The organism is Aeromonas sp. CD (genome assembly GCF_033349375.1).
In the GTDB taxonomy this organism is placed as follows: Bacteria; Pseudomonadota; Gammaproteobacteria; order Enterobacterales; family Aeromonadaceae; genus Aeromonas; species Aeromonas hydrophila.
Genome location: NZ_CP137631.1, coordinates 2,111,620 through 2,124,083, shown reverse-complemented (window position 1 = coordinate 2,124,083; position 12,464 = coordinate 2,111,620). Strand labels below are relative to the sequence as shown.

Annotated in this window: 8 protein-coding genes and 1 pseudogene; 6 read left to right on the top strand and 3 right to left on the bottom strand. The window is 62.3% G+C overall.

Annotation, left to right across the window (positions count from 1 at the left end; genetic code table 11):
* Window positions 1-166 precede the first annotated feature (166 nt).
* Window positions 167-448: pseudogene (locus R2E40_RS09940) on the bottom strand (LysR family transcriptional regulator); the annotation flags it as partial.
* 101 nt (window positions 449-549) lie between these two features.
* On the opposite strand from R2E40_RS09940, the gene R2E40_RS09935 reads away from it, so the two are divergent.
* From R2E40_RS09935 to R2E40_RS09925, 3 genes are all read left to right on the top strand, one after another.
* Entirely contained in the window at window positions 550-1,188 is a 639-nt protein-coding gene (locus R2E40_RS09935) for an NAD(P)-dependent oxidoreductase (RefSeq protein ID WP_045525077.1), read from the top strand.
* 516 nt (window positions 1,189-1,704) lie between these two features.
* A complete protein-coding gene (locus tag R2E40_RS09930) occupies window positions 1,705-2,775 on the top strand; it encodes an isopenicillin N synthase family dioxygenase (protein WP_318165345.1) in 1,071 nt (356 codons plus the stop codon).
* A gap of 106 nt (window positions 2,776-2,881) precedes the next feature.
* Window positions 2,882-4,045, top strand: coding sequence for a PLP-dependent aspartate aminotransferase family protein (locus tag R2E40_RS09925; RefSeq protein WP_318165344.1), 1,164 nt, complete (start codon window positions 2,882-2,884; stop codon window positions 4,043-4,045).
* A gap of 94 nt (window positions 4,046-4,139) precedes the next feature.
* Here R2E40_RS09925 and R2E40_RS09920 read toward each other — a convergent pair whose 3' ends face one another.
* Together R2E40_RS09920 and asd are read right to left on the bottom strand one after the other, a co-directional pair.
* Window positions 4,140-6,917 carry a pitrilysin family protein gene (locus R2E40_RS09920; RefSeq protein ID WP_318165343.1) on the bottom strand — a complete coding sequence of 926 codons (2,778 nt, stop codon included), beginning with the start codon at window positions 6,915-6,917 and terminating at the stop codon, window positions 4,140-4,142.
* A gap of 624 nt (window positions 6,918-7,541) precedes the next feature.
* The gene (gene asd, locus R2E40_RS09915) at window positions 7,542-8,657 is read right to left on the bottom strand and encodes an aspartate-semialdehyde dehydrogenase (RefSeq protein WP_077096509.1); all 1,116 of its coding nucleotides are present in this window, start codon (window positions 8,655-8,657) and stop codon (window positions 7,542-7,544) included.
* Window positions 8,658-8,996: 339 nt separating this feature from the next.
* Here asd and sugE point away from each other — a divergent pair, with 339 nt between their 5' ends.
* The 3 genes from sugE to focA all read left to right on the top strand — a co-directional run bounded on the left by sugE (window position 8,997) and on the right by focA (window position 12,428).
* A complete protein-coding gene (gene sugE, locus R2E40_RS09910) occupies window positions 8,997-9,311 on the top strand; it encodes a quaternary ammonium compound efflux SMR transporter SugE (protein WP_011705814.1) in 315 nt (104 codons plus the stop codon).
* Between the two features lie 127 nt (window positions 9,312-9,438).
* Window positions 9,439-11,199, top strand: a complete 1,761-nt coding sequence (ycaO, locus tag R2E40_RS09905) for a 30S ribosomal protein S12 methylthiotransferase accessory factor YcaO (protein WP_318165342.1) — start codon at window positions 9,439-9,441, stop codon at window positions 11,197-11,199.
* 380 nt (window positions 11,200-11,579) lie between these two features.
* Window positions 11,580-12,428 (top strand): formate transporter FocA, encoded by an 849-nt coding sequence (gene focA, locus R2E40_RS09900; RefSeq protein ID WP_011705812.1) that lies wholly within the window; start codon window positions 11,580-11,582, stop codon window positions 12,426-12,428.
* The last annotated feature ends 36 nt before the right edge of the window (window positions 12,429-12,464 follow it).

Genomic DNA, 12,464 nt, shown 5'->3' with positions numbered 1-12,464 from the left:
CCTGCGCTGTCCTGCTTTGCGTAGCGTTGCTAATGCACTGCTATAGCTGTGCCCTATGTACTGCTATACGCACGGACAGCGCGTTATGCGCGCCTTAAATGGGTTCCAAATGGGTTGTTTATGTTTAGCGAGGATTGTACTGTACTACGCGTAGCAGTGTTTAGTGCAGCTCCCCCAGCAGGCTGTCACGCACCTCCGAGAGGCGCAGCTCGGTCTGGTTGAGGGTCTGCTGCAGGGACTGGCACCCCTGCCACACCACCTCCCCCGCCTCGGTCAGGTTGAGGCGGCGGGTGGAGCGGTGCAGCAGGGTGAGGCCGAGCAGGCTCTCCAGCTGGCTGATATGCTGACTGACGGCGGAGGGTGTCATGCCGAGGGCCTTGGCGGCACCGGTCATGCTGCCCGCCTCGACCACGGCGGCGAAGATGGCGTAACGCTTGAGCTGTTCCATTGTTAAATCCAGCTTATAAGTGAATGCAATTTACAACGGATTATTAAATCACATTCGGGGGCGTAGGATAGCCCCATTCCAACAGTGAAGGAGAATCTCCCATGAAAATTGCCCTGATCGGTGCCAGCGGTTTTGTCGGTACAGCCATCCTCAACGAAGCCGTCAGCCGCGGCCATCACGTCACCGCCATCGTGCGTGACGTGAGCAAGGTTGCCGCCCACCCGCAGGTCACCGCCGTGGCGGTGGATGCCCAGGACAGCCAGGCGCTGGCCAAGGTGCTCAAGGGGCACGATCGGGTGATCAGCGCCTACAACCCGGGCTGGACCGCCCCGGACATCTACGACCAGTACCTCAAGGGGGCCAGCGCCATCGTGGCCGCCGCCATCGCGGCCAACAGCTGGCTGCTGGTGGTCGGCGGTGCCGGCAGTCTGGAAATTGCCCCCGGCGTGCAACTGGTGGATACCCCGGAATTCCCGGCCGAGTGGAAACAGGGGGCCCTGGCCGCCCGCGACGGCCTCACCGCCCTGCGCCGTGAAACCACCCTCGACTGGCGTTTCGTCTCCCCGCCCGTGTTCCTGGAACCCGGCGAGAAGCGCGGTGGCTACCGGCTCGGTGCCGATCAGGTGCTGTTCAGCGGTGAACAACCGGCCGGGATCACGGTCGGCGATCTGGCCGACGGCGTGCTCAACGAAGCGGAAAAACCGGCCCACCTGCGCCAGCGCTTCACCCTGGGTTACTGAGCCTGACCTCGGTACCACACAGGGCCGCAGCGCCCGTTACACAAAAGGAGGCATCAGCCTCCCTTTTTGCATCTCTGTATTTGGGCATCTCTGCGCTGCCAGCGATGCTCGCCTCTCTATTTGCCCAACTTGCCCAACTCGCGCTCATATTGCACTCAAGCCGGTATATGCCGGGTCAGGCCAACATGGGTGCCAAGTGCGCCGGTATGCCGGTATGCCGGTATGCCGGTATGCCGGTATGCCGGTATGCCGGTATGCCGGTATGCCGGTATATTGCCATTATCGCCGCTCAATCGGCAGCCACCCGGATGGGTGGCGAATTCTATTTCGATTTTTGTATATAACTAAGAATAATTTGTTGTTTCCGTCTTATAACTCCGAACAGTAGCATCTCCCTCAATCCAAATGGCGCCATCCCTGGCAACAGGGTTGCGGCCGATTCATCGGTCAGGGCGTCGTCGTTTTCATGTCAGGTGTGCGGGTAGCATCCCGCCCCTGGCCAGTGAGGAGGTGCACATGGAACATTCACCACTGCCGATCATCGATCTCGCCGCGCTCGACGGCGCCCCCGAGACCCGTCGCCAGATGTTGGCCACCCTTGGCCGGGCGGCCCGCGAGGTGGGCTTTTTCTATCTGATCGGCCATGGCCTGAGCGAGCAAGAACAGCTGGCAACCCTGGCGCTGGCGGCCCGCTTCTTCGCCCTGCCGCAGCAGGAGAAGCTGGCGGTACAGATGGTGCACTCCCCCCACTTTCGCGGTTACAACCAGGTGGGGGCTGAGCTCACCCGGGCGCGGCCGGATCTGCGCGAGCAGTTCGACATCATGAACGAAGAGGTCGCCCTCGATGCCGCCAGCCTGCAGCATCCCTGGCAGCGGCTCATCGGCCCCAACCAGTGGCCCGCCGCCCTACCCGGCATGCAGGCGCAGCTACTGGCGTGGCAGGATAGGTTGAGCGCCATCACCCTCACCCTGCTCGCCGCCTTCGCCGAGGTGCTGGAGCAGCCGGCCGGGGTGTTTGACGAGAGCATTCGCGGGGCGCCCCATCAGCATATGAAGCTGATCCACTACCCGGGGCAAGCCGCAGGGGGCAGCGGTCAGGGGGTAGGCGCCCACAAGGATCCCGGCTACCTGACCCTGGTGATGCAGGACCACCACTCCGGGCTCGAGGTGGAGACGGCCGACGGCTGGATCTCGGCGCCGCCCCTGCCGGGCGCCCTGGTGGTCAACATCGGCGAGCTGCTGGAGCTCGCCTCCAACGGCTACCTCAAGGCCACCCTGCACCGGGTGCAGAGCCCGCCGCCCGGGGTATCGCGCCTCTCCTGCGCCTTCTTCATGGCGGCGCGACTGGATGCGACCGTGCCGCTGCTCAGCCTCTCCCCCGCGCTGGCCGCACAGGCACAGGGGCCCGAGAGCGACCCGACCAACCCGCTCTTTTATCAGGTGGGGGAGAACGTGCTCAAAGGGAGGCTGCGCTCCCACCCGGATGTGGCGACCCGCCACTATGGCGTCGCCCCGGCGTCCGCCAATCCGCAGACAAGCAGCGAACAGACCGCAAAGCGCGATCGGCGCGAGCCACAACTCGCCTGACGCTGCCATACCTAATAGACGGGGGCGCCACGGCGCCCCCCTTCAGATGACACAAGCAGATGACACAAACAGTTGGGCCACAGCCTGGCAATGACGGAGCAATACAATGAAATTCAAAACCATGAGCGTGCACAGCGGCCAGCGGATCGATCCCCAGACCGGCGCCCTCACCACCCCGCTCTACCAGAGCAGCACCTTCAGCTACTTCAACGCCCAGGCGGGCAAGGAGCGCTTTGCAGGTCAAGCCCCCGGCTTTATCTACAGCCGCTTTGGCAACCCCACCACCGCCGAGCTGGAGCAAAAACTCGCGGCGCTGGAAGGGGCCGACGAGGCGCTGGTGGTGGCGAGCGGCATGGCGGCGGTGAGCGCCATCATGTATGCCATGGCCGACAGCGGCGATGAAGTGGCCTATATCGGCCCGCTCTACGGCGGTACCGATGCGTTTCTCAAGCAGACCTTCAGCCGCGCCGGCATCAAGGTCACCGCCTACGAGAGCGATCAGGATCTGCTGGCCAACATCCGCCCCGCCACCAAGGTGGTACTGTTCGAAACCCTGACCAACCCCACCCTCAAGGTGGTGGATCCGCGGCTGGTGGTGGAAGCGGCCCGCAAGGTGGGCGCCATTACTGTGTGTGACAACACCTTCCTCACCCCTTATCTGCTGCGCCCGCTCGAGCTTGGCATCGACATCGTCATGCACAGCGGCACCAAGTACCTGGGCGGCCACGGCGACATCATCGCCGGGGTGGTGGCGGGCTCGCACGCGCTGATGAAGTCGATTCGCACCGTGGCCCTCAAGCACATCGGCTCCCCCATCGGCCCGCAGGAGGCCTACCTGCTGCAGCGCGGGGTCAAGACCCTGCCCCTGCGCATGGATGCCCACCTGCACAACGCCCAGAAGGTGGCCGACTTCCTGGCCGCCCATCCGGCGGTGAAGAAGGTGATCTACCCGGGGCTGGCCAGCCATCCGGGCCACGATACCCTCGGCGCCTTCGCCAGCGGCTTTGGCGGCATGGTGAGCATCGAGCTGGAAGGCGGCTTTGCCCGTTGCGCCACCCTCCTCGACAACCTGCAGCTGTTCGTGCAGGCAGTGAGCCTCGGCGATCTCGAGAGTCTGGCCTGCCATCCGGCCAGCACCACCCACGCCGCCATGGACGAGGCAAGCCGCCTCGCCGCCGGGGTCAATGACGATCTCATCCGCTTCAGCATCGGGGTGGAAGACGCCGACGATCTGATTGCCGATCTGGCCGCCGCCCTGGCCCTTATCTGACCGTTTGCCTCTTTTGAGCGCAAAAAAACAGCCCGCCCCCTGCCAGGGGCGGGCTGTTTTGCTTGCGGCAATCGCCCGATAGGGGCAACCCTGCTTAAGGCGTGGCAGAGAGGCGCTGCACCGGCCAGCCCAACGCGGCCAGCTCGGGAGCCAGCGTCTTGGCATCCCCCACCACCAGGATCACCATGTCGTCGGGATCGAGCCAGCGGCGAGCCAGCTCACGCAGGGTAAAGGGAGAGAGCCGGCTCACCTGCTGCACCCGCTGCTCCACATAATCCTCCGGCCACCCCTTGAGCAGGATGGGCAGCATGTACTCCATTTCCTGCGGCAACGTTTCGTAATCGAGCGCCTGACCATTGAGCACCCGATCCCGCAGGGTACGCACCTCCAGCCGGGTCGGCCCCAGCCGCTGATACTTGTCGAGCTCCTGCAGGATCTGCCGCAGGGCTGCCCCGGTCACCCCGCTGCGTACGCTGCTTTGCAGCAGGAAGTGGCCCGCATCGGCGTTGCCGTCGAAGGCGGCGTCGATAAAGTAGGTGTAACCCAGCTCCTCGCGCAGCCGGATGTGCAGCCGCTCGGCGAGGGACACATTCATCAGCCGGGTCAGGTAGTGCTCGCCGAAGGCATCCTCCGCCATGGCCCGCCGTCCCACCCGGATCTGGCTGAGCGCCGCCCCGGGATTGTCCAGCAGATAGATGGCCCGCTTCGCCTGCTGGCCGCGCCAGCCGAGGGAGTGCAGGGCCGGCGTCTGACCGGCAGGCTCGACCAGAAAGCCGAGGGCCTTCATCACCCGCTCCTGGGCCAGATCCCCGCTCACCACCACCTGGGCTTCCCCGCTGCGATAGACCGACTGATAAAAGTTGCGCACATCGTCGAGCGTCAACGCGCGCACGCTGGCCAGCAGATCCGGCCGCTTGCGCCCCTCGAGCAGGGCGCCGAACTGCCAGTCCGCCTGCCACTGGGGATCTTGCATCAGCTGTTGCAGCCACTGGACATGATCAAAGCGGCTGCGCTCAAAATCGCTTAGGCGCATGGCAGGCTGCTGCACCAGCTCCCGCACCAGTGCCAGCGTCTCGTCAAAATGGGAGGTGAGCCCCTCGATCTCGACGTAGCTGCGCCCCTCCCCATGATTGAAGCGAATGCTGGCCCCCAGCTGACGGGCCCGCTCCTCGATGCTGGCCGCCTGCAACTGCTCGCTGCCAAGGAAGAGCATGGCGTCGGTCAGGGTGGCGACCCCGTCCTTGCCCTCGGGTTCGGCCCGCTCACCGCCCGGCCAGCTGATGCTCATGGCAAAAGCCGGCACCTCGTCGCTGTAGTGGCCGAGCAGGGAGATCCGCTCACCCAGCTTGGCCTGCCACAGGGTCGGCATGGGCACCGGCAAGGCGCCACCGCTGGCCGGCTCCTGGCGCCGGTCCAGGGTCTCCTTGATGACATGCGGCAGCAAAGAGGGGGTCGGCCGGGCCAGCGGCAAGGGGGGCGGCTCGACAAAGTTGGGGCTGCCCGCCTGCCATTCAGGGTGCTCGGCCGGCACCACGCTCAGCACCACCCTGGGCTTGTTCAACACATAGCGCGTCAATACCCGTTGCAGGTCGGCCGGCGTCACCCGGGCGATGCGCTGGAGGTTGCGGTACTGGAAGTTGGGGTCAGCAAACAGGGTGTGACCGGTGGCCAGCTGCTCCACCTTGCCGGCCACGCTGTCCAGCGGCCAGATCCGCTGGGCCCGCTGGGCATTGACCGAGTGGGTCAGTTGCTCGCGGGAGACACCCTCGCTGGCGAGCTGGCCGACGATCCGGTCGATCTCCGCCTTGATGGGGCCCAGCTCGCCCCCTTTGGCCAGATTGGGCACCGCCTCAATCACCAGCATGCAGGCCAGCACACCGCACTCCTGCCTGGCCGTCACCGAGACCAGCCGGCCACTTTGCTGCAGTTGTCGCTGCAACAGGCTGCTGGCCGAGCCCCCCAGCTGGTCCGCCAGCAGATCGAGGGCCTCGAAGTCGGGCTCGCGGGCGGAGACAGTCGGATAGGCCAGCACCAGCATGGGCTCGCTGACCCGATCCACCAGGGTGCGATAGCGGCTCTTCTTCAGCGTCACCGGACGCACCACCGGGCTTGTCTGGGTTGGTGACGGAGGCAGTGCGGCAAAATAGCGCTCAACCCAGGCCAGGGTCTGGGCCGGCTGAATGTCGCCACCGATCACCAGGGTGGCGTTGTTGGGCCCATACCAGCGCAGGAAAAACTGGCGCACGTCCTCCAGGGTGAGGCGATCCAGGTCCGCCACCCGGCCAAACGGCGTGTTGAAATAGGGGTGATTGGGGGGGTAGAGAGTGCGGTTGAGCACTTCCAGCACCCGGCCGTAGGGGGCAGCATCCACCAGGGTGGCTCGCTCGTTCTTGGCGATGTCGCGCTTGGCCTCCAATTTCTGCTGGTAGAGGGTATCGAGCAGAAACCCCATGCGATCCGCCTCCAGCCAGAGCACCTTCTCCAGCTGATTGGCTGGCAGCGTCTGGTAATAGCGGGTCTGATCCCGGGAGGTCAAGCCGTTGATGTTGCGCCCGCCCACCTGTTGCAGCAACCGGATGTAGCCCTCCTCCCCCACGTGGGCCGAGCCCTGAAACATCATGTGTTCAAACAGATGGGCCAGCCCGGACTGGCCGGGGGCCTCTTCCGGCAGTCCAACCCGGTAGTGGACCGCCACGTGCACCAGGGGATCGGAGTGATCCTGGGTCAGGATCACCGTCAGGCCATTGTCGAGCCGATATTGCTGATAGGGGACGATCAGCGGATCGGCCACTTTTTTCTGCTCCTTGACCAGCACCGGGCCGGCCAAGGCCAAGACACTGAAGAAATAGAGCAAACTCCACACGACTCTCATGTTATTTCCCAATTTTCAAACCTGAACATTATTATTGGCGGTCACTGCGCGTCGTTCATATCCAGCGCGCAACAACGGAAAAAAGGCGACAACACTCAACAGGTGCCTCGCATTATTGATGACATGAATAATATTTTGCCGGCAGCAACGTCTGCCCCGAGCCAGTCAATGCAGCAGCCAAAGGCTGGCAGCCTGCACCCCGGCCGTGGTCGTCAGTGTAATCAATCAAGCCCCGAAGGGATATCAGCAACAGACGTGCTTTTGTAACAAGGTATATATCTGGCCCATCCGTCAGCGCCCTTGAATAGCCTGAACGGTACTATTTAACCGTGTTAACTTAACCGTGTTAACCGTGTTAACTTAACCGTGTTAACCGTGCCGAAAAATATAGTGGACCTGACGTTGCGCCCACTGCTGGGAAATAAGTCTGCCGTTATTGAGTCATGCCAAAATAAGCCCGATGGGAAGTCAATATTGATGCCATTAATAACAAACGGATGGCAGGCGCCTTGCTGTCTCTACTCGCCAGCCCATCTCTTTTGCACTCGCTGCCAACCGGCAGGGTTGGCAGCGGCACAAAAAACAGGGGGCCGTGGCCCCCTGTTCATACTGGGTGCAACCGGATCAACCGCGATCCAGCAGGATGTTGAGCATGCGGCGCAGCGGCTCGGCGGCGCCCCACAGCAGCTGGTCACCCACGGTAAAGGCGGCCAGGTACTCCGGACCCATGTTGAGCTTGCGCAGACGACCGACCGGGATGCTGAGGGTACCGGTAACGGCAGCCGGAGTCAGCTCACGGGCGGTGATGTCGCGATCGTTGGGGATCACCTTGACCCAGTCGTTGTGGGCGGCCAGCAGGGCTTCTATTTCCGCCAGCGGCACGTCTTTTTTCAGCTTGATGGTGAAGGCCTGGCTGTGGCAGCGCAGGGCGCCGATGCGCACGCACAGACCATCCACCGGAATGGCGGCGTGTTCGATGCCCAGGATCTTGTTGGTCTCGGCCTGGCCCTTCCACTCTTCGCGGCTCTGGCCGTTGTCGAGCTTGGTATCGATCCAGGGGATGAGGCCACCGGCCAGCGGTACGCCGAAGTTGTCCACCGGCAGGGTGCCGGAGCGGGTCTTCTCGGTGATCTTGCGCTCGATGTCGAGGATGGCGGAGGCGGGATCCGCCAGCTCCACCGCCACTTCATCGCGCAGCAGGCCCATCTGGGTGACCAGCTCGCGCATGTGGCGCGCACCACCACCGGAGGCTGCCTGATAGGTGGCCACGCTCACCCACTCCACCAGATCGGCCTTGAACAGGCCACCCAGGGCCAGCAGCATCAGGCTGACGGTGCAGTTGCCGCCGACGAAGGTCTTGATGCCGTTGTTCAAGGCATGTTCGATGACGTCGCCGTTGACCGGATCCAGGATGATGACCGCATCCTTCTCCATGCGCAGGGAGGAGGCGGCATCAATCCAGTAGCCCTGCCAGCCGGCGGCTTTCAGCCGTGGATAGACATCCTTGGTGTAGTCGCCGCCCTGGGCGGTGATGATGACGTCCTGTGCGGCCAGCGCCTCGATGTCGAAGGCATCCTGCAGGGTGCCGGCATCGACGCCGAAATTGGGGGCGGCCTCACCGGCCTGGGAGGTGGTGAAGAAGGTGGGCTGAATGCGGGAAAAATCCTTCTCTTCCTGCATCCGGCTCATCAACACCGAACCCACCATGCCACGCCAACCGACCAAACCTACTTTTTTCATAATGTCCTACCCTGGATAGCTGCTTATAGAAACCGAGTGTAATACCCGTGATCCCTTGTCCGGCGCGGGCCGTTTACAAGCGGTTCACAAAATATGGGTTGCGAAAAATGCGTCTGTCCACATTACGGATTGTGACGGCGGGCGCAAGTCGAATTGCGCAATATTCTGTGCCGTTCGCTGCAATATCCGTCAGCCTGGCCGACCTACGGGCAGCCGGTTGGCATCCCACCCCCACTTGGGGCATCATTGAGACCGACCGGCAGCCCCGCTGCCCCTCGAGGACGACCTCGAGGCCTCCTGATACGCAGGGACGACCCTGCTGCCTGCGGAATCTGCCTTATGTCCTGGTTGCTCCTGCTGTTGGCCGGCCTGTTCGAGGTCGCCTGGGCCATCGGCCTCAAATACACCGACGGTTTCAGCCGTCCCCTGCCCACCCTGCTGACCCTGATCGCCATGGGGGTGAGCGTGCTGCTGCTCGCCATGGCGGTCAAACAGTTGCCCCTTGGCACCGCCTACGCGGTATGGACCGGCATCGGCGCGGTCGGCACCGTGCTGATGGGGATCTGGCTGTTCAACGAACCGGCCACCCTCGCCCGGGTGCTCTGCCTGCTGCTGATCATCGGCGGGATCCTGGGTCTGAAATTCATCGGCTGAGCGGTGACCGAGCTCGGTTGGATGGAGAGCAAAACGGGGCATGGGCCCCGTTTTTTGCCTGCCAAACGCGCCGACCCCTGCTATTATCTGCGGCCAAACATGAGCCAATAAAAATCAGGATATCGTGATGACCGACCACACTTTTATTCCCGGCAAGGACGCGGCGCTGGAAGACTCCATCGAACGCTTCCAGACCAAGCTGCAAGCCCTGGGGTTTGATATTGAAGAGGCCTCCTGGCTCAACCCCGTGCCCAATGTCTGGTCCGTGCACATCCGGGACAAGGAGTGCTCCCTCTGTTTCACCAACGGCAAGGGTGCCAGCAAGAAGGCGGCGCTCGCCTCCGCTTTGGGCGAATATTTCGAGCGTCTCTCCACCAACTACTTCTTCGCCGACTTCTATTTGGGCGAGCAGGTCGCCAATGGCGACTTCGTACACTATCCGAACGAGAAGTGGTTCCCCATCGAGGGGGATCAGCTGCCCGCCGGTCTGCTCGACAGCTTCACCCGCAAGTTCTACAACCCGGACGGTGAAGTGACCGCCGACATGCTGGTGGACCTGCAATCCGGCAACGAAGAGCGCGGCATAGTCGCCCTGCCCTTCGAGCGCCAGTCTGATCACCAGACCGTCTACATCCCGATGAACATCATCGGCAACCTGTATGTCTCCAACGGCATGAGCGCCGGCAACACCCGCACCGAGGCCCGCACCCAGGGGCTGTCGGAGGTGTTCGAACGCCACGTGAAGAACAAGATCATCGCCGAGGCCCTCAGCCTGCCGCGGATCCCGAATGAGGTGATCGCCCGTTACCCCGGCATCAAGGCCTCCATCGATGCGCTGGAAGCCGAAGGTTTCCCCATCTACAGCTTCGACGCGTCGCTCGGCGGTCGCTACCCGGTCATCTGCGTGGTGCTGCTCAACCCGAGCAACGGCACCTGCTTTGCCTCCTTCGGCGCCCACCCGCGCTTCGAAGTGGCGTTCGAGCGTACCGTCACCGAGCTGCTGCAGGGCCGCAGCCTCAAGGATCTGGACGTGTTCGTGCCGCCCTCGTTCGACAACGAGCAGGTGGCGGATCACCACAACCTGGAAACCCACTTCATCGACTCCTCCGGCCTCATCAGCTGGGATCTGTTCAAGCAGGATGCGGACTTCGAGTTTGCCGACTGGGACTTCCGCGGCACCTCGCAGGAGGAGTTCGACCACCTGATAGGCATCTTCCACGAGCTGGAGCAGCCGGTCTACATCGCCGACTACGAGCACCTGGGTGTCTACGCCTGCCGCATCCTGGTGCCCGGCATGTCCGACATCTATCCGGCCGAAGACCTGCTGCTGGCCAACAACACCATGGGTGCCCACCTGCGAGAGACCATCCTGGCGCTGCCGGCGCTGGAGTGGGACGCGGAGCAGTACATGGCGCTGTTCGACCAGCTGGATGAAGAGGGTCACGACGAGCGCACCCGGGTGCGCGAGCTGCTCGGCATCGCCGCCGCCAAGGGCACCGCCCTGCACACCCTGCGGGTGGGCGAGCTCAAAGCCATGCTGGCACTGGCCGCCGGCGAACTCGACACGGCGCTCGATCTCATCGACTGGACCATGGAGTTCAACCAGTCGGTGTTCCCGGCCGATCGTGCCAACTACTACCGCGCCCTGCGCGCCTGCGTCGAACTGTTCCTGGATGAGGATCGCGACCCCGAGCAGTACCGTGCCGTGTTCACCCGCATGTATGGTGAAGAGACGCTGGCACAGGCCTGGGCCCACGCCAGCGGCGAAGCGCGCTTCCACGGGTTGGCAGCTGCCGACCTGTCCCTCAGCCAGTTCCCGCTGCATCAGAAGCTGCTGGCAGCCTATGAGAAGCTGCAGAAGGCCAAACGAGCCCATTCATGGGGCTGATGTGGTAGTATGTGAAGGGGCCCTGATGGCCCCTTTTGCTTTATGGTCGCCAGAGAGGCGATTTGTTATTCAAAGATGAAATAAAAAACAAAAAATACCTCTTAGGGGGTTGCCAAGCCGGGGCAGAGAATGCTGGGGAGATGCAAAGATGCCTTGCCAGTACCATTTTTCGGCAATGAAAAATAAATTGTTTAAAATCATTGCATTAAAAAATCAGCATTTATGTTTCAGCTGAAACCTGGTGTAAAGCAACGCTGCCGGAGGACTCAAATTTTTGTAGTAAAATTACATTCACAATCTGCAATTCTTGATCGGAGTCAATTTTGACGATCTGGCCCTTTGTTATGATTTCCACAGGCAAAACATCAGGTACATGAGAATTGAAAGCAGAATCTCCCTTTGATTGTCTCAAGCCAGAAGCCATCGCTGCACTGGCAGAAGATATCACTTATGCCAAGGCCACCAAGCCTGCATACAAGGTCATCCCCCTGGCCATCACCGCAGGCGCTTTCATCGCCATTGCTTTCGTCTTCTTCATCACGGTGACTACCGGTGCCGGCAATGTGGCCTGGGGCCTCAGCAAGCTGGTCGGCGGTCTCTGTTTCGCACTGGGTCTGATCCTCTGCGTGCTGCTCGGTGCCGAGCTGTTCACCTCCACCACCTTGACTCTGGTGGCCAAGGCGGCCAACCGCATCACCTGGGCCCAGCTGTTCAAGAACTGGGGACTGGTCTACTTCGGCAACCTCATCGGCGGTCTCATCATCGTCGGCCTCATCATCATGTCGGCCGAGTACATGGCGGCAGATGGTCAGTGGGGTCTGAACGCCCTCAAGGTGGCCCAGCACAAGATCCACCATACCTTCTTCGAGGCCCTTGCCCTCGGTATCCTCTGCAACCTCATGGTGTGTCTCGCCGTGTGGATGGCGTTCGGCGCCCGCAGTGCGACCGACAAGGTGATGGTCATGCTGCTCCCCGTCGCCATGTTCGTGGCCTCCGGTTTTGAGCACAGCATCGCAAACATGTTTATGATCCCGGTCGGTATCGCTATCCATGCGGTAGCAGGCCCGGAATTTTGGCAGGCCATCGGCCAGGACCCGGCGACCTTTGCCGACCTGACCGTATCCAACTTCGTCCTACACAACCTCATTCCCGTCACCATAGGTAATATCATTGGTGGTGGCGTCATGGTTGGTCTGACTTACTGGTTTATCTTCCGTCGTCATCATTAAGGATGATTGCGGGATACTACATCAATACCGTGTGAG

Bases quoted from the DNA above. Each gene is read 5' to 3' on its own strand.
- R2E40_RS09925 (WP_318165344.1), top strand. From the start codon at position 2,882: ATGAAATTCAAAACCATGAGCGTGCACAGCGGCCAGCGGATCGATCCC.
- asd (WP_077096509.1), bottom strand. From the start codon at position 8,657: ATGAAAAAAGTAGGTTTGGTCGGTTGGCGTGGCATGGTGGGTTCGGTG.
- R2E40_RS09930 (WP_318165345.1), top strand. From the start codon at position 1,705: ATGGAACATTCACCACTGCCGATCATCGATCTCGCCGCGCTCGACGGC.
- sugE (WP_011705814.1), top strand. From the start codon at position 8,997: ATGTCCTGGTTGCTCCTGCTGTTGGCCGGCCTGTTCGAGGTCGCCTGG.
- R2E40_RS09935 (WP_045525077.1), top strand. From the start codon at position 550: ATGAAAATTGCCCTGATCGGTGCCAGCGGTTTTGTCGGTACAGCCATC.
- R2E40_RS09920 (WP_318165343.1), bottom strand. From the start codon at position 6,917: ATGAGAGTCGTGTGGAGTTTGCTCTATTTCTTCAGTGTCTTGGCCTTG.
- ycaO (WP_318165342.1), top strand. From the start codon at position 9,439: ATGACCGACCACACTTTTATTCCCGGCAAGGACGCGGCGCTGGAAGAC.